The organism is Virgibacillus siamensis (assembly GCF_900162695.1).
Taxonomy (GTDB): Bacteria; Bacillota; Bacilli; order Bacillales; family Amphibacillaceae; genus Lentibacillus; species Lentibacillus siamensis_A.
On record NZ_FUIH01000007.1, the window covers coordinates 1,423,741 to 1,450,457 of the forward strand.

Genomic DNA, 26,717 nt, shown 5'->3' on the forward strand with positions numbered 1-26,717 from the left:
TTTCCATGATGAAAGTGGCTGGGACAAAAGTGAATTTGTTATGTCCCAGCCTCTTCCCAAATCAGATTTATTTATAAGGATTTTTGCATCAGCATGTCTGGCTGATGATATTCCTTAAGCGTAGAAACCGAATCTGTTGCTGTTTCGGCACTTTCCACAGCTGCATTTAATGTGTCCAGACATGTGAACAGTGGTACCTGATGTAAAACGGATAAATCACGTGCCATTCTTCCCAGTCCTTCTTCCTGAAATCCGGACGAAATAATAATAGATCCGGCCAAGGTTTGTTCTTCAAAAACCCCGATTAACGCTTCCGTACCACTTATAGAATGACTGAAGATTCCATGTTCAGCTAAAAATGCGCTTGTCTTCTGTGAGGCAAACAGCTGATATTTACTGTTCATGTTATGCATCAATGGCAAACTTGCTGCTTTTTCTTCATCGGCTATCGAGCAAAACAAGTAAGGTTTTTCAGTATTTCCGGCAAGTACAGCTCCGGTCGATTGCATTGCCTTCGCAAGAGCCTTATTGTACGTTTTGGCAATGCCAATGATTTCGCCAGTTGACTTCATTTCCGGTCCTAACACAGGATCAACACCCGCCAGCTGAAATGATGAAAATGCCGGTGCCTTCACTGTAAAACTCTCAAACTCACCAGGAAAAATATCATTTTTTAACGGATTACCCAATTGTGTCTGAACAGCATGATGAACCAATGATACCCCGGTAACCTTGCTAATTAACGGAACAGTCCTTGAGGCACGCGGATTCACTTCCAGCACATGTACGATTCCATTTACAATAATAAACTGAATATTAATCAAACCGACTACTTTTGCATGTTTACAGATTGATTTTGTATAATCGAGCATAACATGTTGCTGGTCTTTCGATATACTTACAGGGGGAACAGTTGCCATACTGTCACCGGAATGAACACCCGCTTTTTCAATGTGTTCCATTATCCCCGGGATCATAACATTTTCTCCGTCACTGACACAATCCAGTTCAGCCTCTACTCCATCTGCATATTTGTCAACAAGAATTGGCCAGGCACTTCCATTAAAATTAACCAGTTCGTCAAGATAGCCAGCCAAATCTTTCTCGTTATGGATAACATGCATAGACTGGCCGCCTATGACATATGACGGACGGACGAGCACAGGATACCCAATCTGATGGACGCATGTTTCAATTTCTTTTGGGGTGTCAGCTGTTTTTCCTTCGATATGCGGGATTTTTAACTCATTCAACAATTGGTAGAAGTGCTGACGGTCTTCAAGCACATCAACCATTTCAACGGGAGTTCCATAAATGGTGATTCCGGCATCTGCCAGTTCTTTCGCCAAATTGATGGCAGTCTGACCACCAAATTGAATCATGACCCCGGATACGTTTTCTTCCTGAATTACCGATAAAATATCCTCCGGCGTAAGCGGCTCAAAATATAAACGATCAGCAATCGAACTGTCCGTACTGACAGTTTCCGGATTGTTATTAATAATGATTGTTGTATAACCCGCATCTTTCAATGCATATATGCCATGCACCGTGCAGTAATCAAATTCCATCCCCTGACCGATCCTGATTGGACCGGAACCGATTATAAGAACGTTATTAGAGTCATGTTCTTTTTCCTGATTGGATACATGTTCCCATGTTGAAAAATAGTAAGGGACCTGGTTCACTGACTTTGCTTTTTCATAGCTTGGTGCCAGCTTTTGATCGGCTAATATTGCCTGTATGTTACGCTTCGTTGTATCAAGAAAAGCGGCAATTGCTTCATTACTGATTTGCATCTGTTTTGCCTCAAGCAACTTTTCAGCGGTAATCGACTGCAATGATTCATTTTTGAGATTCTCTTCCGCGCTGACAATGCGTTGTATTGCCGTGAGAAATGGTTGGCTGATTTTCGTTTTATGATAAATTTCATTGACAGACTTCCCTCTTCTAAGCAATTCGGCAATTGCAAACAAGCGTAAATCAGTCGGCATTGTCATATGTTCCAGAAGAATCGATTCATCGCTGCCCTTAATCATTGGATGTGATAAATCCGCAAGACCGGAATCCAAGGATCTTACCGCCTTATTCAAAGCCCCCTCAAAAGTAAAATCAATTGCCATCGTTTCCCCGGTGGCTTTCATTTGTGTTCCAAGTTTCCTGCTGGCTGAAGGAAACTTTTCAAATGAAAAGCGGGGCATTTTAAGTACTGTATAATCAATGAATACATCATAGACCTCGGAATTTTTTTCCGGAAAATAGCTGTCGAGTGAATGACCTAATGCACATTTTGCGGATAGTTTTGCAATTGGACAGGCTGTTGCCTTCGAGGCAAGCGCCGAAGAACGGCTTACTCTCGGATTTACTTCAATTACATTATATTTTTCGGTTGCCGGATCCAATGCAAACTGAATATTACATGCACCAACAACACCCAAATTCTGAATGATTCTGACTGCAGCTGTTCGAAGTTTAGCATATGCAGTCTCCTGTAAGGTTTGAACAGGCGCAACTACTATGGAATCACCTGTATGAACCCCTACAGGATCCACATTCTCCATACCGCAAACAATTACACAGTCATTATTCATATCACGAATTACTTCAAATTCAATCTCTTGCCAGCCCTTAATGCTTTTTTCCAGAAGGACTTGATTGATGGGACTTGCCTGTAGCCCGCTTGCAACAATGGAGCGTAATTCTTCGGCGTCAGCCGCAAAACCCCCGCCGGATCCACCCAGCGTATATGCTGGTCGAACCATAACCGGATAGCCAATATCAGCTGCCTTATCCAATGCAAATTCGATACTGCTGATAATGTGTGATTCTGGAACAGGTTCTCCCAGTTCATGCATAAGCTGACGGAATTTATCACGGTCTTCACCATTTTGAATGGTTGTCATGGAAGATCCCATTAATTGAACTCCATATTTTTCAAGCAATCCGGAATCACAAACATTCATGGTCAAATTCAGTCCAATCTGACCGCCAAAAGTTCCAATCAAACAGTCAGGCTGTTCTTTCTGAAATATATTTTCGATTGTTTGTACAGTCATTGGCTCCATATAAATGGAATCTGCAACTGTTTCATCAGTCATAATTGTTGCCGGATTATTATTAAGAAGCACCACTTCCATGCCTTCTTCCTTCAATGCCAGGCATGCCTGTGTACCCGAATAATCAAATTCGGCTGCCTGCCCGATTATAATTGGACCTGACCCAATAACAAGCACTTTTTTCCCTTTATTCAGATTTTCTTTGCCAATAGCCTTCATGCGTTTTCACCTCTCTGAAAATAGTTATTCGTTGATGTAAAATTTTTCGGATACTGTTTGGAGCACGTTCCTGAACTGTTCACAAAACAGCGATACATCTTCAGCTGTTACATTAAGTGGTGGAAGTATACGCACTACATTCTGACCTGCCATTGTAACAAGCAGATTTTCTTTTATTGCTGCTTTCACGATTTGAATTGCCTGCCCATCCACAATAATCCCAATCAGCAGTCCTTTCCCCCGAATCAATTTGATAAATGAATATTCAGCCTGTAAATTCTTCAACTCAGCGAAAAGCATTTCGCTCATTTGACCGCAATTTTCCAGAATATTGGACTGAGTCATTTCTGTGACGGTTGCAATTCCTGCTGCAGTTGCCAGCGGATTTCCACCGAATGTACTTCCATGACTGCCGGGCTGAAAAGCATTGGCCGTCCCATCTTTTGCAAGCATGGCGCCTATCGGAAAACCAGATCCAAGCCCCTTTGCAAGGGTTACAATATCTGGTTCAAATCCATACTGTTCATAAGCAAAAAATGTACCGGTCCGCCCCATCCCAGTCTGAATTTCATCAATCATGATAAGTATTCCTGCATTGGTACATACTTGAACAAGTTCCTCCACCCAACTTTGTTCAGCGGGTATTACACCGCCTTCCCCTTGTACTAATTCGAGCATGACTGCTGCCGGGGGATTCTCTTTCAGAACATTTAAACTATCAAAATCATTGTAGGTTAAAAAAGTAAACCCCTGCATCAATGGCTCAAATCCGGAATGCAATTTTTTCTGACCGGTTGCACTCAATGCAGCCAGTGTTCTTCCGTGAAAAGATTGACGGAAAGCAACAATATGCCGGTTGTTTGGGTTATTTGCACGCACCAGCTTGATTGCCGCTTCATTCGCCTCTGCACCACTGTTGCAAAAAAACACCTGATCCAGGCAGCTATTCGCAGTAAGCAAATCAGCGAGCTGCTGTTGTGGTGCTATTTGATATAAATTCGAACAATGCCAAACCTTTTCCAGCTGTGAGGTGATGGAATCCTTAACCACATCGGGAACGTGGCCAAGGTTGCATGTTGCAATACCTGCTGTAAAATCCAAATATTTAGTTCCATCTATATCCCATACATAACCGCCTTTAGCCTTATCAACTGTGATTGGAAAACGATTATACGTATTCATCAAACTGTTCGTAGGTATATCTGCAAGTGCCAATTAGATTCATCCTCCCTTCTGAATTTCCATCATCTCGTTTTCGCCAATTACTGTACCGACCCTTTTTCCGGCTATAACATCCGGAATACTGTCTTTTGCAAGTCCATTCAAAATAACAACCTTTTTTACGCCTTGCTGCACACAGTCAAATGCAGCCTGCACTTTTGGAATCATACCGCCAAAAATAGATCCATCCGATACCATTTCTTCTGCCTTTCCCTTATCCAATTGATTAACCAGTTTTCCGGAGTCCATCACACCGGAGATATTGGACACCATATACAACGGTGCATCCAACCGTATTGCGATAGCCGCCGCTGCCAGGTCTGCATTAATATTCCAGCGCTGTCCATATCTATCTGCTGATAACGGTGAAAGCACAGGGATAATTTGTTGGGCAGTTATAGCCTTCAATCTGTCGGTATTCACAGCAATAATTTTGCCGACATATCCGAGATGCTGACCCGGTTTCATTTCCTCTGCCTCCAGCAGCATGCCATCCACACCACTTAATCCGTAAGCAGTACCGCCAGCTTTATTAAGGTTGCGAACAATTTTTTTATTGACCAGACCTGACAATACCAATTCGGTTATATCCAGCGTTTCCTCTGTTGTTACGCGCATACCTCCAACAAATTCAACGTCCACATTCAACCTTTGCAAATAATCGGAAATATGCGGACCGCCACCGTGTACGATAATCGGATTAATGTCATATGATTGAGCCATCTGCACAATATTTTCGTAAAATGATTCCGGAAGTTGATCCAGAACACTGCCGCCGCATTTAATTATCGTGTATGACATGTCAAAACCCCCTTTAGGTTCGATAGGAAGCGTTGATTCGTACATACTCGTACGAAAGGTCACATCCCCATGAATAAGCTTCCTCTTGCCCTTCATTCAAATCAACCGTTATGTGAATTTCTTTTTCATGTTTCAGATAGTTCTGAACAACTGGTTCATCAAAAGCCAAAGGTAATCCATAACGGACGATTTCGATATCCCCCAATGACACGGATACTTTTTTTGTATTAAACGGGATACCACTGTAGCCTGCCGCGCAAATAATTCTGCCCCAGTTAACATCCGCTCCAAAAATTGCCGTTTTCACAAGACTGGAACCGACAATCGATTTTCCGATTGCTTGTGCGTTTTTACGCAATTGGCATCCCTTCACATAAACTTCCACCAGTTTTGTTGCACCTTCACCGTCACGTGCGATTTGTTTTGCCAGTTCCTTGCACACAATTGACAATCCATGCTGAAACAATTCCAAATCTTCCTTGTTTCTCATGGTTATTGTTTGGTTACCGGCCATCCCATTGGCCATCACCATCACGGTATCATTCGTACTGGTGTCACCATCGACTGTAATAGCATTAAACGTCTTATTAACAGTGGTACGGAGTGTATGGTCAAGCGCTTCTGTTTCAATCGCAGCATCTGTTGTTACAAAAGCAAGCATAGTTGCCATATTCGGATTGATCATTCCGGAACCTTTCGCAGACCCTCCGATGGTAACGGTCTTTTCATTTATTACCAGCTGTACATAGGCGGTTTTTGTAAACGTATCTGTCGTCAATATAGCCTGATTAAAATCATTGCATGAAGCCATATCAAGCGTAATTTGATCAATCCCATTCCGGATTTTATGCATCGGAAGCTGCTCCCCGATTACACCGGTTGAATTAACAGCAACATGGTAATCCTGCAGCCCCATTTTTTCGGCAAACCAATGCCTCATCTGGTAAGCATTCTGAAGTCCCTCTTCACCAGTACAGGCATTAGCCACTGCCGAGTTGACAATCAACCCCTGAAGCGATTTTCCTGCTGCAATAGTTTCCTTGGTCACCTGCAAAGGTGCAGCCTGAAATAGATTGGTTGTATATACTGCCGAAGCAGTAGCTGGAACTTCCGAAAACAACCAGCCAAGATCTTTCCGTTTCCTGCGCATACCACAATGCAGCCCACCGGCATGAAATCCTCTTGCTGCTGTTACCCCTTCTTCCATCACTGTCAATTTGCCAGCAGGCTGTTTTATTTTTACCGCCATGAATTATTCCCTCCCTTATGGATAGACAGGTACTGTATCAAGACCTGTTTGTTCATCCCAGCCATTGATCAGATTCATATTTTGTATAGCCTGTGTAGCAGCGCCTTTTCCAAGGTTGTCAATGACAGAGATTATTGACAATACATTTGTACGCTTGTCGACTGAAATGCCGATATCACAATAATTTGTTCCATAAACATCTTTTGTTGCCGGCAGATTACTCTCTGGTCTGATCCTGATAAATGAATCATCCTTATAAAATTCCTCATATAATTGAATGACTCCCGTGCTTGATATCGTTTTATCAAGCTGTATATAAACTGTACATAAGATTCCTCTTGTCATTGGAACAATATGCGGATTAAAACTAATTCTCGAATCCGTTCCTGTTATCTCCGCGGCAGCCTGTTCCATTTCGGGTGTATGACGGTGACTTCCCAGGTTATAGGCTTTCGTATTTTCGTTTATCTCTGCATAGATAATTCCCGTTGATGGTTTCCTGCCTGCTCCGGATACACCTGTTTTCCCATCAACAATAATTGGAACGGAAAGGTTCGCCAAATTTGATTTCAGTGCGGGTGCCATCCCTAACATTGCCGCTGTTGGATAACAACCGGGATTGGATATAAACGAACTCTTTTTTATTTTGTTCCGGTATAATTCAGGCAGTCCATATGTTGCTTTTTCCAGATATTCCTGTGGCGCAGGTGTATTTTTATACCATTCCATGTATATACTGCCGTTTTTCAAACGAAAATCCCCTGACAAATCAATACATTGAATCCCTTTATCCGCAAAATCGGGGGCATGATTTTTGGCTATACCGGCTGGAGTTGCAAAAAATAAAATATCGACCTGTTCACTAATTTCACTTGCATTAAACCCATTCAATGGCAAGTCAAGAATAGTGTGGAACTGCGGAAATTGTTCCGTTAATTGTTCGCCCTGAGTTGAGTTGGAAACAAGTAATTCAAGCGAAACATTTGGATGGTTATGTAAATTTCGAAGGAGTTCTCCCCCTCCATAACCACTTGCCCCGATAATACCTACCCTCATGAATATCTCTCCTCGAAAAATGATTTGAGAATAATTATACATAAATATGTATAATTATTCAACGGTAAATTTATAATTTTCTATTTTAAAAAATTACGTCCTTAGACTGGTGATCGGATGGTATGTATCGCACCAATAAAATAGTCTTAAACTGCCAATAGTGATGTACATGAAACGTTTCTAATTGGAATCTTAAAATTCCGGGAGTGTTAGTCGACCGCTGCGGAAATACACTTCGCTTTATTTCTACCCTGAGACGGAAGTTTTTCAAAACCTCTGTACTCGTTTAACACTGCGAATGTCGAGAAACAAAAAAATCCATTTTGAATAAAAATTTAATCAAAATGGATTCATTCTCCTGAGGGTTATGCATTTTTTTATAAAAGGTCTGATTAATTACTGTTGATCAGCCTTTATTCATATTACTAATTATTCAACGCAATTTTTATATGTTCCAGGTGGTGCTCTTCGTGCCAAGCTAATTTTGCAACCTTTGTCGCAACTGTTATTTTACCGTTTTGCCGGTGCGTAAAAGCCCGATCCAATTGCTCTTCCGTTAAGGTGTGCCCTAAAGATACGATACGCGCATTTATACCTTCCAGCATTTTAATGGAACTTTCAACAGGAAGCTTTGTATCCGGTTGAATAGCCCACTTTTCTTGATCAAAAGCTGGTACTGTTGGATTCTCATCTGTTAAAGCGAGCTTTAAACGTTGATACATATTCAACTGAGAATCGGCAATATGATGAACAAGCTGACGAACTGTCCAACTGCCATCACGATATGTTTTGCTTAATTCCTCGTCACTTAATGCGTCAACCGTTTCTCTCAATCGCATCGTGTACGTTTCAATTTCTTTTAGCCATTCCTGAACATTCTCCAATGATACTTCGTTCGGAACTTGTAATTCCCCAATTGGAAATCTTACATTCATTTTTAATCCCCTCTTCTCTATTATTATTTTCACTATGCATTAAAACCTTTTATATATAGTAACATAAATGTATTACTGAATAGCACGGTACAACTCAATGATTTATCGACTTCAATCTTTATAGTCATCCAAAAAGTCCTTTTGAAAACTCGTTCTGGGCTGTTGATCATCTTTTTGCTCATTTTTTAATTGCTTAAACGTACTATTTCCGTATTTTTCGTTGAGCTTTTCAATAGCTTCATACAGATTTTCCTTCTTTGCTTCCTTTTCATACGTAAACAAACTTAATTGTTGAGCTATATACCTTTTCTCCTCTACATCCTGGACGGTTATTCCAAGTAAACGAATTGGGTCTAAATTCCAGTGCTTTTGCAGCAATTCATTGGCGAAATACAAAATATCTTGTTTATTTTCAATATAGCTGTGCAGCTTTTTGCTGCGGGTGATTGTTCTCCGGTCATAATAACGGATTGTAATCTGGATACTTTTTCCTGCTGCTTGTTTGCGTTTCATGCGGCGTTCCACATTTTCGGCAAGCAGATTCATCAGTTTGCGAATTTCAGCATCATCTGTAGTATCAGCCGGCAATGTTTGTGAACTTCCGATACTTTTGAATTCATGAACAGCGTCAGGATCAACTGGTCTTGTATCAATTCCATTAGCACGGTTTTGCAGACGTTCACCGTTAATACCAAGCACCTGTTTTAATTGATATAAATCACCGTTTGCCAAGTCCCCAATTGTGTTTATATTGATTCCCTGCAGTTTTGCAGCAGTTTTTTCACCAACACCGTACATTTCCGCTATCGGCAACGGCCAAAGTTTACGAGACAAATCCCTTTTGCGCAATACGGTTATCCCCATCGGCTTTTTCATATCGGAGGCCATTTTAGCCAAAAATTTATTTGGCGCAATTCCAATACTGCTCGGCAAATCCAACTCCCGTTTTATTCTGCCTTGAAGATTCTTGGCAATTTCCAGTGGGTTCCCAAGTTCTTGACAGTCTGTGACGTCCATGTACCCCTCATCAATGGAGACTGGCTGCACAAGCGCGGTAATTCCGGCCATCATTTTAAAAATCTCACGGGAAGCGGTACGATATCGATCGAAATTCGGGCGGAGCACCAGCAATTCCGGACATAATCGTCTTGCTTGCCATAACGGCATTGTTGTTTTAACCCCTTTTGCTCTCGCTTCATAACTGCTTGTTACAACAATCCCCTTTCGTTCTTCGGGATTTCCAGCGATTGCCAAAGGGATGCCCTTTAATTTCGGGTTATACGCCATCTCGACAGATGCATAAAATGAATTCATGTCCACATGAAAAATAACCCTGCCTTTTTTTGGATACCATTGCTGCATGCATAACATCCTTTGCGAACATCCGTTTGTTAATTAAATTATAACATAAAATAACCCCTATGATGGATACATAGGAGTTATTTTCACTGTGAATGCCTCGGCTGAATATAAAATTATTTGGCTGCCTCTTCCACAATAGCAGTGACCATTTCCGTGATTTTGACCAATTCATCGACCGGAATCCGCTCATTCGTTGTATGAATTTCTTCATAACCAACTGCCAGATTTACTGTTGGTATTCCTAATCCTGCAATAACATTTGCATCGCTTCCGCCGCCACTTTTCAGCAATTTGCTTTCACGGCCGATTTTTTTAGCAGCACGTTTTGCCACTTCAACTACTTCATCACCGTCCTGCTGCTTAAATCCCGGGTACATAACAGTAACTTCAACATCTGCAGATCCACCAAGTTCCTGAGCAGTTGTTTCAAAAGCATCCTTCATTTTGGCAACCTGTTCTTCCATTTTGTCCGGAATCAGTGATCTTGCTTCAGCAAGTACCTCGACATGATCACACACAATATTCGTTTGCTTGCCGCCTTCAAACCGGCCGATATTTGCGGTAGTATCCTCGTCAATTCGGCCGAGCGGCATTTTGGCTATAGCTTTAGCAGTCAAGGTAATTGCGGAAACTCCCTTTTCCGGCGCTACCCCTGCATGTGCTGTCCTTCCCTTTACCGTTGCAAACAGTTTCGCTTGAGTTGGTGCTGCAACGATGATGTCACCAACTGTTCCATTACTGTCAATTGCATAACCATATTTAGCATTCAGAAGAGAGCCATCCAATGCCTTTGCCCCAACAAGACCAGACTCTTCCCCAACAGTAATTACAAATTGTATATCGCCGTGCTCTATATTATTTTCCTTTAACGTACGTATTGTTTCGAATATTGCCGCAAGCCCGGCTTTATCGTCAGCTCCTAAAATCGTAGTCCCGTCAGATACAATGTATCCATCGTCTATGGAAGGTTTGATGCCGTTTCCGGGAACAACCGTATCCATATGGGATGTGAAATAAATTGGATCTGCATCCTGTTTAGTTCCTTTTAACGTGCAGATCAGATTACCGGCGCCATGCCCCGTTGTATCCTTACTGTTATCTTCTGTAACTTCCAAACCTAAGTCTATGAACTTTTTGGTCAGTACCTCGGCAATTTTTGTTTCGTGTTTTGTTTCCGAGTCAATTTGAACGAGTTCAAAAAATTCATCAATCAGTCTGTCTTTATTAATAACTGTCATCGTTGTACCTCCTGGTCTGATTAAAGTGGAATATTTCCATGTTTTTTTGTCGGACGTTCTTCGGTTTTATGATAAAGCATCTCCAAAGACTGAATCAGTTTTACCCGTGTTTCCCGTGGGTCAATCACGTCATCAATCATTCCCAGTCCGGCTGCTACATATGGATTTGCAAATTTTTCACGATAAGTGTCAATCTTCTCCTGACGTGTTGCCTCCGGATTTTCACTGTCCGTGATTTCTTTGGCAAAAATGATATTCGCTGCACCCTCAGGACCCATAACTGCAATTTCCGCATTCGGCCAGGCAAATACCAGATCTGCCCCAATCGATTTACTGTTCAGTGCGACATATGCGCCGCCAAATGCTTTTCTTGTAATAACAGTTATTTTTGGTACAGTTGCTTCTGAATACGCATATAAAATTTTGGCACCATGCCGAATAATTCCACCATGTTCCTGCTTCACACCAGGGAAAAATCCGGTTACATCTTCAAATGTGATTAATGCAATGTTAAAGGAATCACAGAAACGGATAAAACGGGCAGCTTTATCACTGGAATCAATGTCCAGGCCACCAGCCATATATTTAGGCTGGTTGCAGACCAGTCCGACTGTCTGACCATTAATCCGAGCAAAGCCAACAACAATATTTTTGGCAAAATCTTTATGGATTTCATAAAAACTATCCGGATCCACCACTTGTTCAATTACTTTTTTGACATCATATGGACGAGTGGCATTAAATGGTACAATATCAGTCAAATCAGGACGCGTTTCATCATTTACGTTAAAATCTTTTAATGCTGGTTTTTCCTGATTATTGGCTGGTAAATAGCCAATTAATTCTTTCACGTGGTCCAATGCTTGTTCTTCACTTTCTGCTTTAATATGCGCGTTCCCGCTCTTGGAATTATGTACGTGTGCTCCACCTAATTCCTCGGATGAAATGGTTTCTCCTGTTACTGTTTCAATCACTTTCGGTCCGGTAATAAACATCTGGGAAGTTTTTTCAACCATAATGACAAAATCCGTTATCGCAGGTGAATAAACAGCTCCCCCGGCACTCGGACCCATGATGACGGAAATTTGCGGAATAACACCTGAATAAATAGAGTTACGGTAAAATACCTGTCCATATCCATCAAGGGACGATACACCTTCCTGAATTCTTGCACCGCCGGAATCATTAAGTCCAATAAACGGAACACCGTTTTTGGCGGCAAGGTCCATTACGGCTGCAATCTTTTTACCATGCATTTCACCAAGTGCTCCACCATATACGGTAAAGTCCTGAGCAAACAGATAAACGGGGCGTCCCTCTATTTTTCCATATCCGGTAACAACGCCTTCCCCATTTCCGTTTAAGTCACCCATACCAAAGTCTGTTTCCCGATGTTCCATAAACGGATTCAATTCAACGAATGAACCTTCATCCAGTAAATAATCAATTCGTTCTCTGGCGGTCAGTTTTCCTTTCGCATGCTGTTTATCAATTCGGTTATCCCCACCGCCAAGTTCTACCTTTCTGCGTTTGTCATAAAGCTCATTAATTTTATCAAAAATATCCATTACGAATCACTTCCCTCTTGTTGCTGACAGAGTTCAAAAAGAACACCATGTGCTGCCTTCGGATGAATGAATGCAATTTGGCTGTTATGTGCACCCGGTTTTGACTCTTGATTGATTAACGGAATACCACGAGTCTTGAGTGTCTCAATTCTTTTATCAACATCATTAACATCCAACGCAATATGGTGAATTCCTTCTCCTTTTTTATCAATAAATTTTTTAATTGACGATTGATCATTGGTTGGTTCCAGCAATTCAAACCGTGAATCACCGATTTTTAAAAAGGCAACCTTTACACCTTCCGACTCTACTGACTCCACACCTTCCAGTTCAAGCCCAAGTGTATCGGTATAAAACGGCAGTGCCTTTTCGATTGTATCAACAGCAATCCCAATATGTGAAACTTTATTTGGTGCTTCCGCCTGGTCGGAATCCGGATCAATCAGTTGTTTAATATAAACAGCCAGAGCTTCTGTTGAGGAACCGCTAGTAAAAATCTTGCTTACCCCTTTATCCAGCAAAAATGGAATATCCTCAGCGGGAATCACGCCTCCCCCAACAACCGGTATATCTTCGGCGTCACGTTCTTTGAGAACCTCAATAACTTTTGGAAATAAGGTTTTATGTGCACCTGACAGTGATGAAAGGCCGATAACATCAACATCCTCCTGAATAGCGGCTTGGACTATTTGAACTGGAGACTGTCTGAGTCCGGTGTAGATTACTTCCATTCCATGATCCCGCAATGCCTGGGCGATAACCAACGCTCCTCTGTCGTGACCATCCAGCCCGGGTTTTGCGATTAAAACACGTATTTTCTTCATCTCAATTCCCCCTGTTAAGCTCCCGTATATTCACCAAACTCTTGTCGTAACACATTACAAATTTCCCCTACTGTGGCATAAGCTTTAACAGCATCTAAAATAAATGGGATTAAATTTGCATTCGGATCCTTGGAATTTTCGCGGATTGCAGACAAAGTCCGGTCAACATCTTGCTGATTTCGCAGCTGCCTGGTATTTTCAAGCGAATCTATTTGAGCTTGCTCCAGTGCCTCATCTACTTTAAGAAGGTCCGGATTTACTTCTTCGTCAAGTTGATATTTGTTCAAACCGACAATGATTTCTTCCTCTTTTTCAATCTTTTTCTGTGTTTCATAGGCATTATGATGAATTTCACGCTGCATAAACCCTTCTTCTACTGCCTGCACAGCCCCGCCTATATCAGAAATTTGGTCAAGGTATTTTTTAACTTCATTTTCCATTCGGTCTGTCAGTTCTTCCACATAATAAGAACCACCTAATGGATCAACCGTATCTGCTGCACCACTTTCATTCGCAATGATTTGCTGTGTACGAAGTGCAATCCGTGCCGAATCCTCTGTTGGCAGTGATAATGCCTCATCCCGGGAATTAGTGTGAAGACTTTGGGTCCCGCCCAAAACCGCGGCAAGTGCCTGAAGCGTGACACGTACAATGTTATTGTCAGGCTGTTGTGCTGTAAGTGTCGAACCGCCTGTCTGAGTATGGAAACGCATTTTCCAGCTTTTCGGATTTTTGGCTTGATACTTTTCTTTCATGATTTTTGCCCATATTCGTCTTGCAGCGCGAAATTTAGCCACTTCTTCAAAGAAATTATTATGCGCATTGAAGAAGAATGCAAGCCTTGGGGCAAATGCATCAACATCAAGCCCCGCCTGAAGCGCGGCATCAACATATGCCATCCCGTTAGCGATGGTGAATGCAGCCTCCTGAACTGCTGTAGAACCAGCCTCGCGTATATGATAGCCAGATATGCTGATTGTATTAAATTTCGGTACATGCTGCTGACAGTATTCAAAAATATTCGTAATTAACCGCATCGAAGGTTTTGGCGGAAAAATATATGTTCCGCGTGCAATATACTCTTTCAAAATATCATTCTGAATAGTGCCAGTCAGTTTTTCATATGGAACACCTTGTTTTTCTCCAACAGCTATGTACATGCACAGTAAAACGGAAGCAGGTGCATTAATCGTCATCGATGTGCTCACCTGATCAAGCGGTATTTGATCAAGAAGCTGCTCCATATCATGGAGTGAATCAATTGCCACACCAACTTTACCAACTTCTCCTTCCGCCATCACATCATCTGAGTCGTAGCCGATTTGTGTCGGCAAATCGAATGCAACCGACAGTCCTGTCTGGCCCTGCTCAAGCAAATAACGAAAGCGTTTGTTTGTTTCCGCTGCCGAACCGAAGCCGGCGTATTGCCGCATTGTCCAAAAACGACTCCGGTACATTGTCGGCTGAATCCCCCGTGTATACGGATACAAACCAGGGAACCCCAGTTTTTTTTCATATTCCGTATCATTTTCCGGAAAGTGGAGTCGGTCCACTTCAATGCCGGAAGACGTTGTAAATGGATTTTTCCGCTCTGGAAAGCGTTCCACCGTTTTGGCAGCAGATTGCTCCCATTGGTCTTGATTACTGGAAAACTTATCATCACTCATTGATGTAACCTCCAATTATTATGTTATAACATGTTAAAAAATAGATAGCACTTGTCCAATCCCTGCTTACACGATAAAATACAAGTATGAACCGGGATTGAAGGAGGATTAAAAATTGACAAAACAACAGACAAAAGCTCAACCACCAAGGAAAAAATCAAAACGTGAGCGACGAATGAAAATTGTCATCTATCTGATGATATTGGCAATGTTTCTGTCATCACTTACGTACGGACTGGCAATGCTCATATAAGTTCCCACCGAATATGTTCCTTAAAGACTGGTCCTTAAACAGTACCGGTCTTTTTTGATTTCTTTCTTTTTACATCACTTTCTTTAAACTTTTTCTTCAACAATAAATAATCTTCAATTTCATGAAGCAGCCGGAATAAATTCGCTCTTGTTTCAAATTCTTTTCGTGTCACTGGCAAAGGTTCGCGATCAAAATCCTTCCTCAGTTCATCCAGTTGTTCCAAATAAATTACCGCAGTATTTCCGGGATGAACCGCATCCGATAATTCATCAAAGAAATCTGCAATTTTAATCGAGATGGAATCAATTTTCGGTAAACGGCTTACCAGCGGAAGCATTTTTTGCAGTAATTCAAATTGGCGGCTGCGCATCGTAAAATAATCTGCATACGGATGCTTGCTCCGCAGTAAATGATTCTCTCTATCCAATGATACCAAATTCGATGCTTCCTGCAACAACTCTTCACAAATCGTTATTTCAGTGCCATCCCATTCCTGTTTATCGGTACGTATGTATAAAGCAATTTCATGCAGGATTTTTTGAAAATTATGTTCCAGTTCTATTTGTTTTTCACGAAGCGGTTTATCCAAACTGGGCATATAAAGGTTAATTAAAAGAGCTGTACCAACACCAACTACAATAAGAAAAAACTGATTTATTAAAAAAGGAACCGGTATGTCGCCAGCACTGTATAAGTTTAGGATGATAACAGAACTTGTTGCAATTCCCGGTGTGATTTTCAAAAAAACGGTAGCAGGAATAAAACATGCAAGCATAAGTCCCACAACAACCGGGTGGTAACCGATTGTTTCAAAAAAAACAAATGAAAACAGACTTGCCAATATACATGCCAAAAAGCGATGCCAGGCACTAAGAACAGACTTTTTCCTGGATGGCTGGATGCATAAAATTGTTAAAACACCAGCTGACACGAAATTGGACAGGCCCATAAGTTGCGCAATAGAAATAGCAATTGTAGTTCCTATTGCCGTTTTAATTGTCCGAGGACCGATTTTCACCATGGATTCTCCCTTTGTCTTATAATTCCGTGATAGTCGAACAATAATGAATCTATGTCATTTCCTAATAAAACGGGGCTGACCCTTATCACTGAGACAGCCCCATCCACACCGGACTCACCGGTATTCTTATATTTCCTCACAATGTTCATCAAATACATGCTGAAGCTTGCCAATCACATCAACCGCACTATAACCCTCAATATCGGAACGTTCAAGCATCGTTACGATTTTACCGTCTTTCAGAAAAGCAAATGAAGGGGATGAAGGTGGGTATCCTTCAAAATATTCCCGTGCTTTTTCTGTCGCTTCACGATCCTGTCCGGCAAAAACAGTGACAAGATGATCAGGGCGCTTATCGTAATGTATTGCATTTGCAGCTGCCGGACGTGCAACACCACCGGCACAACCGCACACCGAGTTAACCATAACAAGTGTGGATCCTTTGCGTTTCATTGCTTCATCCACGGCCCCAGTGGTTGTCAGTTCTTCATATCCAGCTTCGGCTATATCCTTACGCGCTGCGTCTACAACGTCATTCATAAACAGGTTAAAATCCATTTGAATTTCCATCCCCTTATTAATAGTTATTATTGTTAAAACCTGTATTCAGCTTATCAACTTTACGGGCAGATTTCAATTCAAATAACTTCTGCTAATAGATGTTTGTAGTGTCCTTATTAATATTTTCCAAAATTTCTTTTACCCGTGCAAGGAACTGTCCGCAAATCAGCCCATCCAAGATTCTGTGGTCAAGTGAAAGTGACAGATTCACCATATCTCTTGCAGCAAACATATCATTAATAATGACTGGTCGCTTCACAATAGATTCGATTTGCAAAATAGCAGCCTGTGGATGGTTAATAACACCCATAGAATGAATGGAACCAAATGAACCAGTGTTATTAACTGTAAACGTGCCACCCTGCATATCTTCAGATGTCAGTTTTCCGGAACGGGCTTTCATTGCCAGCTCTTGAATATTTTTTGCGATACCTTTGATGCTCTTTTCATCTGCAGCTTTAATAACCGGAACAAATAATTCCTGATCTTTTGCTACGGCAATAGACAAGTTAATATCCTTACGTTGAATAATTTTGTCTTCTGCCCATGTGCTGTTTAATTGCGGATATTCCTTCAATGCTTGCGCAACTGCTTTAACAAAGAACGCGAAAAACGTCAGATTGAATCCTTCGTTTTGTTTGAAGTCACCTTTTACCTGATTCCGGTATTTTACTAGATCGGTTACGTCCGCTTCAACTGTCATCCACGCATGCGGAATTTCTGTAGTCGAGCGCACCATGTTCTGTGCAATCGCCTTTCGAACCCCTGTAACCGGGATTTCAATATCGCCCGACTGTGAGGTTACCTGTTGAGCCGGGGCCTTTGCTGCTTTTTCAGGTTGTTCCGGAGCGGGCTCGGATTTTGGAACTTCCGCTGTTGGCTTTTCGCCGGATGCAATGATTTTTTCAATATCTTTACGTGTAATTCTGCCGCCTCTGCCGGATCCATTTACTTGCTCCAGGTCAATATCATTTTCCTGGGCAAGTCTAAGTACGGCAGGCGAATATCTTTTTTTCATAGACTGGTCAGTTGAGGATCCTTGAGTTTCTGCTTTTTTTTGTACATCTGTTTTTTCCTGTTTATCAGTATCTTCCTCGGAAGGAGTGCCACCTTCAATTTCGATATAGCACATTAGTTCCCCAACTTCAATTGTATCTCCTTCTTGTGCCACCAGTTCTTTAATAACTCCTGTAAAGGATGATGGCACTTCAGCATTTACTTTATCGGTCATAACCTCAGCAATCGGATCATATTTATTCACCTGATCACCTTCACTTACCAGCCAGGAACTGATTGTACCTTCTGTAACACTCTCCCCAAGCTTCGGCATATTTACTTTTTCAGCAGCCAAGATGAGTCCCTCCTTTTCAGATTAAAATTCAGCCAAATCTCTTATTGCTTTTTCTACTTTATCCGGGTTAATCATAAAGTATTTTTCCATTGTTGGTGCATAAGGCATTGCTGGAATATCCGGGCCGGCAAGACGTTGCACAGGGGCATCCAGATCAAACAAGCAATTTTCTGCAATGATGGCTGAAACCTCACCAATAATGCTTCCTTCTTTATTATCTTCTGTTATCAATAATACTTTGCCAGTCTTTTTGGCAGCTTCAATTATTGCCTGTTTATCTAACGGATAAACGGTTCTCAGGTCAAGGATATGTGTATCGATTCCTTCCTCTTCTAATCTTTCTGCCGCCTGAAGTGCGAAATGAACGGCGAGCCCGTATGTGATGACGGTAACATCAGACCCTGCCCGCTTAACATCAGCCTTGCCGATTGGAAGAACATAATCATCTTCCGGAACTTCGCCTTTTAATAGCCGGTATCCCCGTTTATGTTCAAAAAACAACACCGGATCATTATCACGTATGGATGCTTTTAATAAGCCTTTTGCATCATATGGTGTTGATGGCATAACAATCTTTAGACCAGGCTGATTGGCAAAAACTGCTTCAACCGACTGGGAATGATAAAGAGCTCCATGAATTCCACCGCCATATGGCGCGCGGATCGTCATAGGCACACTCCAATCATTATTGGAACGGTACCTGACTTTGGCCGCCTCAGAAATAATCTGATTAACAGCCGGCATGATAAAATCGGCAAACTGCATCTCAGCAACTGGACGCATTCCATACATTGCCGCACCTATTCCAACGCCGGCAATTGCCGATTCAGCTAATGGTGTATCAATTACACGCTGTTCGCCAAATGTATCGTATAAGCCTTTTGTGGCACCAAACACACCACCTTTTTTCCCAACATCTTCCCCTAATACAAATACTTTATCATCACGCTGCATTTCTTCATGCATTGCTGCAGTTACAGCTTGAATATATGACATTACTGGCATTTAATTCCCCTCCTTACTCTTCATATACGTATTTTAGAGCAGATTCCGGTTCTGCATATGACGCATTTTCAGCATAATCAGTGGCTTCATTGACAAGCTTGCCAATCTCTCCTTCAATTTCTTTCATTGATTCTTCATTGAGCAGACCGGCTTCTTTCAGATAATCGGCAAAGGTTATTAATGAATCTTTCTTTTTTGCCTCTTCCACTTCCGCACTGTCCCTGTATTGACGGTCGTCATCGTCACTGGAATGTGCTGTTAAGCGATAGGATACAGCTTCAATCAATGTTGGTCCTTCACCTTTTACTGCTCTTTCTCTAGCATTTTTTACAGCTTCATACACCGCAAGCGGATCATTGCCATCCACTGTTACACCTGGCATACCATAGCTTTGTCCCCGAACGGATACATTTTCCGAAGCAATTTGCTTTTCAAGCGGAACTGAAATTGCATATTTATTATTTTCCACCATTGTGATAACAGGTAGTTTATGAACACCTGCAAAGTTCAATCCCTCATGGAAATCACCCTGATTGGATGAGCCTTCGCCAAGTGTAACCAATGAAACAATATCCCTTTGCTCCATTTTCGCAGCCAAGGCAACACCAACCGCATGCGGAACTTGTGTTGTAACCGGCGAAGCCCCAGTCAGGATTCTGTTTTTCTTCTGTCCGAAATGACCCGGCATCTGGCGCCCGCCTGAGTTAGGATCTTCCGCTTTGGCAAAACCGGACAACATCAATTCTTTAGTCGTCATGCCAAACGCCAATACAACACCCATATCACGATAATATGGAGCTACATAATCTTCATCTCTGTTAAGTGCAAATGATGCACCTACCTGGGCTGCTTCCTGACCCTGGCAGGAGATAACGAACGGGATTTTACCAGCACGGTTTAACAGCCACATCCGTTCGTCAATTTTTCTGGCCAAAAGCATCGTCTTATACATTTCCATTACCTGATCATCCGTCAAGCCTAATGATTCATGGCGATTTTTTGCCATCCGAATCCCTCCTCTGAATGTTATCCGTGTATTTGATTACCATCAACAGCCAATGCTGCCTCACCCATCACCTCGGAAAGTGTCGGATGCGGATGTATGCTGTGTGAAATTTCCCAGGCAGTGGCATCCAGTACCTTTGCCAGCCCTGCTTCACTTATCATATCAGTCACATGTGGACCAATCATATGAACCCCAAGCAAATCCTCATTTGCCTTGTTTGTGATCATTTTCACAAAACCTTCCGACTCACCAAATACTAGTGCTTTTCCAATTGCCTGAAATGGGAATTTACCTATTTTAATTTCAAATCCTTTTTCCTTGGCCTGTTCTTCCGTCAGTCCCACACTGGCTACCTCCGGATTCGAGTAGATGCATGTCGGGACATTGTCATATTCTATCGATAAAGGATCTTTATCCGCCATATGTTCAACAGCAACAATACCTTCGTGAGAGGCCACATGTGCAAGCTGCATGCCGCCGATAACATCACCAATAGCGTATATATGTGACTCTTTCGTCTGAAAAAATGTGTTTGTGTGGATGTGCCCCTTTTCAACAACGATATCTGTATTCTCCAGACCTATATTTTGGGTGTTGGCTTCGCGTCCCACTGATACAAGCATCTTTTCAGCCGTATATGTTTGTTTCTCCCCATTTACTTCTGCTTCAATCGAAATACCATTTTTTGTCTCGAGTGTATCAGAAAGCACCTTTGCCCCCTTGACAAACGTTATACCTTTTTTCTTGAGCAACTTCTCTGCCTCTTTGGCAATATCATGGTCTTCGGTGGGTAAAATTTGATTAAGATATTCGACTACTGTTACCTCCACACCAAAATCGGCAAGCATAGATGCCCATTCTATCCCGATAACACCGCCGCCGACAATCAAAATGGAGTCAGGGAGCACCTCCATCTCAAGTGCTTCATCAGAGGTTATTACATGAACACCGTCGATGTCGAGGCCGGGTAATGTGCGCGGCTTTGACCCGGTTGCAATCAGCACATTTTTCGGAACAATCATCGTGTTTTCATCCCCATTTTCATGTTCAATGGAGATCGTTCCTGGCATCGGAGAGAAAATGCTCGGTCCCAAGATTCTTCCAAAACCATTATAAACGTCAATTTTTCCCTTTTTCATTAATCCTTGTACACCTTGGTGCAATTTAGCAACAATTCCATTCTTACGTTCCTGTACTTTCGGAAAGTTCAACGTTGTATCTTTTGTCTCTACGCCATAATCGCCTGCATCCTGCGTCTGTTTATATACTTCCGCACTACGCAGCAATGCTTTTGATGGTATACAACCTTTGTGCAGACAGGTTCCGCCAAGGTTACCTTTTTCAACGATGGCTACCTGCATTCCAATTTGTGCAGCTCGAATAGCTGCTACATATCCGCCGGTCCCGCCACCGAGAACGACAAGATCATATTCTTTTGCCATAAACTTATACACTCCCTTGTTTACTGTTTTTATTCGGGGTAGGTTTTGACAGCTTCTTTTCCTGACAGTACTCTTAATACTCCTTCATTCAAGGCTTGTAACTCATTTTCACCGGGGTATGTCATGATATCCGCAATCCATTTGACCCGATCGGAAATCAGTTTAATAAGGGTATTTCCAAATGCAAGATTGCCTGTTAACACAATTGCATCTGCATCTCCATTGAAAACAGCGGCCATTGCTCCGATTTCCTTTGCAATTTGATAAGCCATCGCATCATATATGTACATGGCAAACGGATCACCATCATCAATGCGTTTTTCAATTTCTCCCGCACTGTTTGTATGCAAATAACCTTTAAGTCCGCCATTTTCAACCAGTTTCTTCATTATATCCTCCCGGTAATAATTCCCGGAAAAACAAAGTGATGCTAATTCTCCGCTTGGTACTGTACCTGCCCGTTCCGGTGAAAAAGGTCCTTCACCATCCAGACCATTATTAACATCGACTACCTTACCTTCACGATGCGCTCCAATCGTTACTCCGCCACCCATATGAGCAACAATCAGCCGTGCCTCCGGATAGGTTTTTCCGAGATCCTTTGCAGCACGTCTTGCAGCAGCCTTCTGATTCAAAGCATGAAAAATGCTTTTTCGCGGAATCTCTGGTACTCCGGATATTCTTGCAATATCGTCCATCTCATCTACAACAATCGGATCAACAATATAAGATGGGATATTAAGTCCTTCCGCAATTCCATTTGAAATAACAGCTCCAAGATTTGATACATGCTCGCCATTACAGCCTTCCTTCAGTTCGCGAAGCATTATTTCATTTATTTTATATGTTCCGCCTTGGATTGGACGCAGCAATCCGCCACGTCCACAAACTGCATTAAAACGGGAAATATTAATCCCTTCGTTATCCAATTGATTTAGAATATGTTCCTTACGATACGAACTTTGATCCATCAACCATTGGAATTGTCTCAACTCATCTTCATTATGTTGAATTGTATTTTCAAAAATGCATGTATGGTTATCAAAAACCCCGATAGTCGTTGACAATGTATGAGGATTGATAACCAAGACACGAAAATGTTCCTGCGCCATAACCCGTCACACTCCGTTTTCACCAGAACAGTTTACCTTCTGCTCAGCGTATGGTGTCCGTTCAGCAAAAATTGATTGCGGGACTTTCGTAGTGATTCAATTCGTTCTTCGGCCATACGGTCTGCAGCTACATATGTTGGAATATTATCCCTTTTTGAAATCTCAAATACCCGCATCAGACTATCGTAAATTGTCTCCACTTTTCTCATGGCTCTTGACTCATTATATCCGTTAAGTTCATCTGCGACATTTATTACACCGCCGGAATTGATCACATAATCCGGAGCGTAAACAATTCCCTTTTCATGGATGATGTCGCCATGTTCAGAAGTTTTTAATTGATTGTTGGCCGAGCCTGCAATAACCTTTGCTTTCAGTTGCGGAATTGTTTCATCATTAATGGTTGCCCCGAGCGCACATGGTGCATAAATATCGCAATCAACACTGTAAATGTCATCAGGAGCCACTGCTTTCGCATCAAATGCATCAACAGCGCGTTTCACAGCATCTTCATTGATATCCGTTACAATGATATTTGCGCCTTCCTTATGCAAATGTTCACAAACAGCATAAGCAACATTACCGACTCCCTGAATTGCAACGGTGCGTCCTTCCAGTGAATCAGACCCGAACGCCTCCTTCGCTGCTGCCTTCATACCTTTATATACACCATATCCGGTAACAGGTGAAGGATTACCCGATGAACCAAATTCGGGTGAAATTCCAGTTACATAATCGGTCTCCATATGAATAAGATCCATGTCGTGAACTGTTGTTCCCACGTCCTCTGCAGTAATATAACGGCCATTCAGACTTTGAATATAACGTCCGAACGCACGAAACATTTCAGGATTTTTGTCTTTTTTAGGGTCACCGATGATGACAGTCTTTCCTCCGCCCAGATTCAGCCCGGCCGCAGCATTTTTATATGTCATTCCTTTAGCAAGCCTCAGTGCATCTTCAATAGCCTCTTCTTCAGAATTGTAAGTCCACATTCTTGTTCCGCCAAGTGCAGGTCCAAGTGTTGTATCATGTATGGCAATAACAGCTTTCAACCCTGAATTCTCATCTTGACAAAACACCAATTGTTCATAATCATATTTCTCCATATACTTAAAGATTTCCATTATAACTTCCTCCTCATTTGATTGTGTTCATTTATTTATTCGTCTTTCAAATCCTGATGACATTCTGCAGATTTGGAAGCAAATAAGCAATCATTATTTTTTCTCCAAAGATAACAATGCAAAAACCATGCCAACTCCATTATTCTTGAAAGCGCTTTAATTAACTTGAATTTCACTATGCAATTTTTTGCAATCATGAAAGATTTTGCATGTTATATTTTTCAAGTTTATAATATAAATTTCGAATTGATACATTCAGATCTTTAGCCGTTTTTGTCTTATTGTAATTGTTTTTTTCAAAGACTTTCTGTATATAATCTTTTTCAAAATTATTAACTGCCTGCTGCAGGCTGGTGTGCCGATTGTCCATTACAGCAAGAGAATGATGCTGGATGCCTGCTAAAGTTCCGAATAAATCCGGAATGTGTTTTCTTTGTATAATTTCTTCATTCATATCCATATAAATCATGGCACGTCCGATAACATTTTCAAGTTCACGTATGTTACCGGGCCAATGATAATTTTTCAAATAATCATATGCTTCCCGATTAATTGACTTAACATTACGACCATAATCTTCGTTCGTCTTGTCAATAATGTGCTGAATTAAATCAGGCAAATCATTTATCCGTTCTTTAAGGGCGGGAATGTAAATTGGCAGTCGATTTAGTCTGTAATACAAATCCTCACGAAACGTTTTGTTCATGATGGCTTTTTCCAGATTAACATTGGTTGCAGTAATAATCCGTACATTTAATGTAATCGGATTAGTGCCGCCAACCCGGACAATTTCATTCTCCTGCAGCACTCGAAGTAATTTCGCCTGCATATGGAGTGATAATTCACCAATTTCATCCAGAAAAATACTTCCTAAATTTGCTTCTTCAAATAATCCCTTCTTTCCCCCTTGACGAGCTCCGGAAAAAGCACCTTCCTCATAACCGAATAGTTCACTTTCTAAAATTGATTCAGCTATGGCCGCACAATTTACCCGAATAAATTTATTGTGTTTACGGTTGCTTTCATTATGAATGGCATGAGCAAATAATTCCTTGCCTGTTCCGGATTCACCTCTTAAAAGGATGGATGCAGGTGTTTTGGCACCTACTTTTGCCTGTTCCAGAGAAATTTTCATTTCCTCGGAAGATCCTATAATATCGTCAAATGTGTATTTCGCCTCCAAATTGCGTATAATCTGGCGCGCGCGCTTCAGTTCGCTTGTCAACGTTCTAATCTCAGATACATCATGAAGCACACCAACACTTCCCTTGATTTTCCCATCTACAATCACTGGGGCAACATTAACCAGGACATCCCGCTTGGCAGGCCCAACCTTCATTCGGACTCCACGAACCGCCCGGCGTGTTTTTAATACCTTCATATGCATGCTTTCACCTTCTGATATATCCGTTGATGCGGGTGCACCTACAATATCGGACTCTTTCATCCCGGTGATCCTTGTATAAGCAGGATTGATCATAATGCCTGTCCCACTATCATCCACAACGCTGATTGCTTCATCCGAAGACTGAATAATTGCTTCAAGCATTGTTTTTATTTCTTTTAAATCTGTGTTTTCTTCGGCCAGATTGACAACTTCCGTAATATCCTTAAATACAGCGAAGGCACCTACTATTCGATCTTCCAAATTAATCATCGGGATTCGAGTTGTTATGACTTGTTTACCATTTTCCAGAACAAGTTTCTGGTTTACCTCTTTTCTTCTGCTTCGTAATACATGGGGAAGCCTGGTAGCGGCAATAACATCTTTTATATCCTGATCAAGAAATTTTTCTTTGGACAGCCCAGTAATCCGTTCAGTACTTTTGTTTACAAACTGAACCTTTTCATCCCCGTTTATTACAATCATGCCATCCCGTATGTTATCAAGAATAAGCTTCTGATTGTCACTTTGAAGTTGGAGGCGCTTGACCAATGTCTCTTTTTCTTCCAGTAACTCGGAAATTATGTACGCAACTGATCCTGGTATCACGACAGTTGGTCTGGTCGTTTTATCAAGCAATTCTTTGAGTACATCCTCATCACCAGTTGCTTCAATGACGATATCAATGTCCTTATGAACCCAGTCCTGCCACTTTTGTCCAGTCGGTATTCCCATTTTACGGGCTTTGATGATGCCGGCAGCATCAAAATTACGATCTATAACGGCAGCGATCTTCATGCGATCTGTATTATATAAAATTTTCAACAAAGCATTTCCGCCTTTACCCGCACCTACAATCAATACATTTTTCATGGACTCCCCACCTTGCAATACTTTGCATAATTTAATGATACGTTATTCTGCAATTTTTGGCAAATCCAATTCGATTTGTATTTCGATAGCCATCTGCTATACTTAGGGAAAAGAAATAAAAGGGGAAGTAACATGGTTCGCATCATTGCAGCGCTAGTGCTTTTCATTCCCGGGCTGATTTCCGCATATGGAATTAAGCTCATGCGTGACACATTATTTGATGATTTTAACCCGATATTTTTACATATTGGTATTCAATTTACAATCGGTCTTATACTGTTCCTAGCCGGAATTGCTTTTATAGGCGGATTCATCGTTCATCGCGACAGAAAGAGGCAACTTCATAAAAAAAGAAATCAAAGATGACCTGTATATGTCATCTTTTT

At 41.6% G+C, this 26,717-nt stretch carries 22 protein-coding genes; 2 read left to right on the plus strand and 20 right to left on the minus strand.

Annotated elements, in window-relative coordinates; translation table 11 throughout:
* Positions 1–71: 71 nt before the first annotated feature.
* The 11 genes from carB to B1K71_RS10995 all read right to left on the minus strand — a co-directional run bounded on the left by carB (position 72) and on the right by B1K71_RS10995 (position 15,196).
* Positions 72–3,275 (minus strand): carbamoyl-phosphate synthase (glutamine-hydrolyzing) large subunit, encoded by a 3,204-nt coding sequence (carB, locus tag B1K71_RS10945; protein ID WP_077326835.1) that lies wholly within the window; start codon positions 3,273–3,275, stop codon positions 72–74.
* A gap of 24 nt (positions 3,276–3,299) precedes the next feature.
* Positions 3,300–4,457, minus strand: coding sequence for an aspartate aminotransferase family protein (locus B1K71_RS10950; RefSeq protein ID WP_077330192.1), 1,158 nt, complete (start codon positions 4,455–4,457; stop codon positions 3,300–3,302).
* Positions 4,458–4,496: 39 nt separating this feature from the next.
* Positions 4,497–5,297: an acetylglutamate kinase gene (gene argB / locus B1K71_RS10955; protein ID WP_175631897.1), complete on the minus strand. Its 801-nt coding sequence runs from the start codon at positions 5,295–5,297 to the stop codon at positions 4,497–4,499.
* Positions 5,298–5,310: 13 nt separating this feature from the next.
* Positions 5,311–6,546, minus strand: a complete 1,236-nt coding sequence (argJ, locus tag B1K71_RS10960; RefSeq protein ID WP_077326840.1) for a bifunctional glutamate N-acetyltransferase/amino-acid acetyltransferase ArgJ — start codon at positions 6,544–6,546, stop codon at positions 5,311–5,313.
* 15 nt (positions 6,547–6,561) lie between these two features.
* On the minus strand, positions 6,562–7,602 hold the full coding sequence (gene argC / locus B1K71_RS10965; RefSeq protein WP_077326842.1) for an N-acetyl-gamma-glutamyl-phosphate reductase: 1,041 nt from the start codon (positions 7,600–7,602) through the stop codon (positions 6,562–6,564).
* 425 nt (positions 7,603–8,027) lie between these two features.
* Positions 8,028–8,537: a YfiT family bacillithiol transferase gene (locus tag B1K71_RS10970; protein WP_077326844.1), complete on the minus strand. Its 510-nt coding sequence runs from the start codon at positions 8,535–8,537 to the stop codon at positions 8,028–8,030.
* A gap of 111 nt (positions 8,538–8,648) precedes the next feature.
* Positions 8,649–9,899, minus strand: a complete 1,251-nt coding sequence (locus tag B1K71_RS10975) for a DNA polymerase IV (protein ID WP_077326845.1) — start codon at positions 9,897–9,899, stop codon at positions 8,649–8,651.
* A gap of 113 nt (positions 9,900–10,012) precedes the next feature.
* Positions 10,013–11,137 (minus strand): M20/M25/M40 family metallo-hydrolase, encoded by a 1,125-nt coding sequence (locus tag B1K71_RS10980; protein WP_077326847.1) that lies wholly within the window; start codon positions 11,135–11,137, stop codon positions 10,013–10,015.
* 20 nt (positions 11,138–11,157) lie between these two features.
* Complete coding sequence (locus B1K71_RS10985) at positions 11,158–12,705, minus strand: acyl-CoA carboxylase subunit beta (RefSeq protein WP_077326849.1); 1,548 nt, start codon at positions 12,703–12,705, stop codon at positions 11,158–11,160.
* Complete coding sequence (gene mce, locus B1K71_RS10990; protein ID WP_077326851.1) at positions 12,705–13,529, minus strand: methylmalonyl-CoA epimerase; 825 nt, start codon at positions 13,527–13,529, stop codon at positions 12,705–12,707. Before mce ends, B1K71_RS10985 begins: the two co-directional genes overlap by 1 nt.
* Before the next feature lie 14 nt (positions 13,530–13,543).
* Positions 13,544–15,196: an acyl-CoA mutase large subunit family protein gene (locus B1K71_RS10995; RefSeq protein ID WP_077326853.1), complete on the minus strand. Its 1,653-nt coding sequence runs from the start codon at positions 15,194–15,196 to the stop codon at positions 13,544–13,546.
* 115 nt (positions 15,197–15,311) lie between these two features.
* Between B1K71_RS10995 and prli42 the strand changes: the two genes are divergently transcribed.
* Positions 15,312–15,449 (plus strand): stressosome-associated protein Prli42, encoded by a 138-nt coding sequence (prli42, locus tag B1K71_RS20160; RefSeq protein ID WP_245799243.1) that lies wholly within the window; start codon positions 15,312–15,314, stop codon positions 15,447–15,449.
* 34 nt (positions 15,450–15,483) lie between these two features.
* Here prli42 and B1K71_RS11000 read toward each other — a convergent pair whose 3' ends face one another.
* The 9 genes from B1K71_RS11000 to B1K71_RS11040 all read right to left on the minus strand — a co-directional run bounded on the left by B1K71_RS11000 (position 15,484) and on the right by B1K71_RS11040 (position 26,331).
* Complete coding sequence (locus B1K71_RS11000) at positions 15,484–16,467, minus strand: aromatic acid exporter family protein (protein ID WP_077330194.1); 984 nt, start codon at positions 16,465–16,467, stop codon at positions 15,484–15,486.
* A 129-nt stretch (positions 16,468–16,596) separates the two neighbouring features.
* Complete coding sequence (locus B1K71_RS11005; RefSeq protein ID WP_077326855.1) at positions 16,597–17,028, minus strand: BrxA/BrxB family bacilliredoxin; 432 nt, start codon at positions 17,026–17,028, stop codon at positions 16,597–16,599.
* A 94-nt stretch (positions 17,029–17,122) separates the two neighbouring features.
* Positions 17,123–18,382 (minus strand): dihydrolipoamide acetyltransferase family protein, encoded by a 1,260-nt coding sequence (locus B1K71_RS11010; RefSeq protein ID WP_077326857.1) that lies wholly within the window; start codon positions 18,380–18,382, stop codon positions 17,123–17,125.
* A 21-nt stretch (positions 18,383–18,403) separates the two neighbouring features.
* On the minus strand, positions 18,404–19,387 hold the full coding sequence (locus B1K71_RS11015) for an alpha-ketoacid dehydrogenase subunit beta (protein WP_077326859.1): 984 nt from the start codon (positions 19,385–19,387) through the stop codon (positions 18,404–18,406).
* A 13-nt stretch (positions 19,388–19,400) separates the two neighbouring features.
* Positions 19,401–20,393, minus strand: a complete 993-nt coding sequence (locus tag B1K71_RS11020; protein WP_077326861.1) for a thiamine pyrophosphate-dependent dehydrogenase E1 component subunit alpha — start codon at positions 20,391–20,393, stop codon at positions 19,401–19,403.
* A 20-nt stretch (positions 20,394–20,413) separates the two neighbouring features.
* On the minus strand, positions 20,414–21,835 hold the full coding sequence (gene lpdA, locus B1K71_RS11025) for a dihydrolipoyl dehydrogenase (RefSeq protein WP_077326863.1): 1,422 nt from the start codon (positions 21,833–21,835) through the stop codon (positions 20,414–20,416).
* Positions 21,836–21,864: 29 nt separating this feature from the next.
* Positions 21,865–22,947 carry a butyrate kinase gene (gene buk / locus B1K71_RS11030; RefSeq protein WP_077326865.1) on the minus strand — a complete coding sequence of 361 codons (1,083 nt, stop codon included), beginning with the start codon at positions 22,945–22,947 and terminating at the stop codon, positions 21,865–21,867.
* 32 nt (positions 22,948–22,979) lie between these two features.
* Complete coding sequence (bcd, locus tag B1K71_RS11035) at positions 22,980–24,074, minus strand: branched-chain amino acid dehydrogenase (protein WP_077326867.1); 1,095 nt, start codon at positions 24,072–24,074, stop codon at positions 22,980–22,982.
* 193 nt (positions 24,075–24,267) lie between these two features.
* Positions 24,268–26,331, minus strand: a complete 2,064-nt coding sequence (locus B1K71_RS11040) for a sigma-54 interaction domain-containing protein (protein ID WP_077326869.1) — start codon at positions 26,329–26,331, stop codon at positions 24,268–24,270.
* 132 nt (positions 26,332–26,463) lie between these two features.
* On the opposite strand from B1K71_RS11040, the gene B1K71_RS11045 reads away from it, so the two are divergent.
* The gene (locus B1K71_RS11045; RefSeq protein ID WP_077326871.1) at positions 26,464–26,697 is read left to right on the plus strand and encodes a DUF2627 domain-containing protein; all 234 of its coding nucleotides are present in this window, start codon (positions 26,464–26,466) and stop codon (positions 26,695–26,697) included.
* Positions 26,698–26,717 lie beyond the last annotated feature (20 nt).

Bases quoted from the DNA above. Each gene is read 5' to 3' on its own strand.
- argB (WP_175631897.1), bottom strand. From the start codon at position 5,297: ATGTCATACACGATAATTAAATGCGGCGGCAGTGTTCTGGATCAACTT.
- B1K71_RS11015 (WP_077326859.1), bottom strand. From the start codon at position 19,387: ATGCCAGTAATGTCATATATTCAAGCTGTAACTGCAGCAATGCATGAA.
- mce (WP_077326851.1), bottom strand. From the start codon at position 13,529: ATGAAGAAAATACGTGTTTTAATCGCAAAACCCGGGCTGGATGGTCAC.
- B1K71_RS11040 (WP_077326869.1), bottom strand. From the start codon at position 26,331: ATGAAAAATGTATTGATTGTAGGTGCGGGTAAAGGCGGAAATGCTTTG.
- lpdA (WP_077326863.1), bottom strand. From the start codon at position 21,835: ATGGCAAAAGAATATGATCTTGTCGTTCTCGGTGGCGGGACCGGCGGA.
- B1K71_RS11005 (WP_077326855.1), bottom strand. From the start codon at position 17,028: ATGGATTTTAACCTGTTTATGAATGACGTTGTAGACGCAGCGCGTAAG.
- argC (WP_077326842.1), bottom strand. From the start codon at position 7,602: ATGAGGGTAGGTATTATCGGGGCAAGTGGTTATGGAGGGGGAGAACTC.
- buk (WP_077326865.1), bottom strand. From the start codon at position 22,947: ATGGCGCAGGAACATTTTCGTGTCTTGGTTATCAATCCTCATACATTG.
- B1K71_RS10975 (WP_077326845.1), bottom strand. From the start codon at position 9,899: ATGCAGCAATGGTATCCAAAAAAAGGCAGGGTTATTTTTCATGTGGAC.
- argJ (WP_077326840.1), bottom strand. From the start codon at position 6,546: ATGGCGGTAAAAATAAAACAGCCTGCTGGCAAATTGACAGTGATGGAA.
- B1K71_RS10985 (WP_077326849.1), bottom strand. From the start codon at position 12,705: ATGGATATTTTTGATAAAATTAATGAGCTTTATGACAAACGCAGAAAG.
- B1K71_RS11045 (WP_077326871.1), top strand. From the start codon at position 26,464: ATGGTTCGCATCATTGCAGCGCTAGTGCTTTTCATTCCCGGGCTGATT.
- carB (WP_077326835.1), bottom strand. From the start codon at position 3,275: ATGAAGGCTATTGGCAAAGAAAATCTGAATAAAGGGAAAAAAGTGCTT.
- B1K71_RS10980 (WP_077326847.1), bottom strand. From the start codon at position 11,137: ATGACAGTTATTAATAAAGACAGACTGATTGATGAATTTTTTGAACTC.
- B1K71_RS10950 (WP_077330192.1), bottom strand. From the start codon at position 4,457: ATGAATACGTATAATCGTTTTCCAATCACAGTTGATAAGGCTAAAGGC.
- B1K71_RS11020 (WP_077326861.1), bottom strand. From the start codon at position 20,393: ATGGCAAAAAATCGCCATGAATCATTAGGCTTGACGGATGATCAGGTA.
- B1K71_RS10995 (WP_077326853.1), bottom strand. From the start codon at position 15,196: ATGAGTGATGATAAGTTTTCCAGTAATCAAGACCAATGGGAGCAATCT.
- bcd (WP_077326867.1), bottom strand. From the start codon at position 24,074: ATGGAAATCTTTAAGTATATGGAGAAATATGATTATGAACAATTGGTG.
- B1K71_RS10970 (WP_077326844.1), bottom strand. From the start codon at position 8,537: ATGAATGTAAGATTTCCAATTGGGGAATTACAAGTTCCGAACGAAGTA.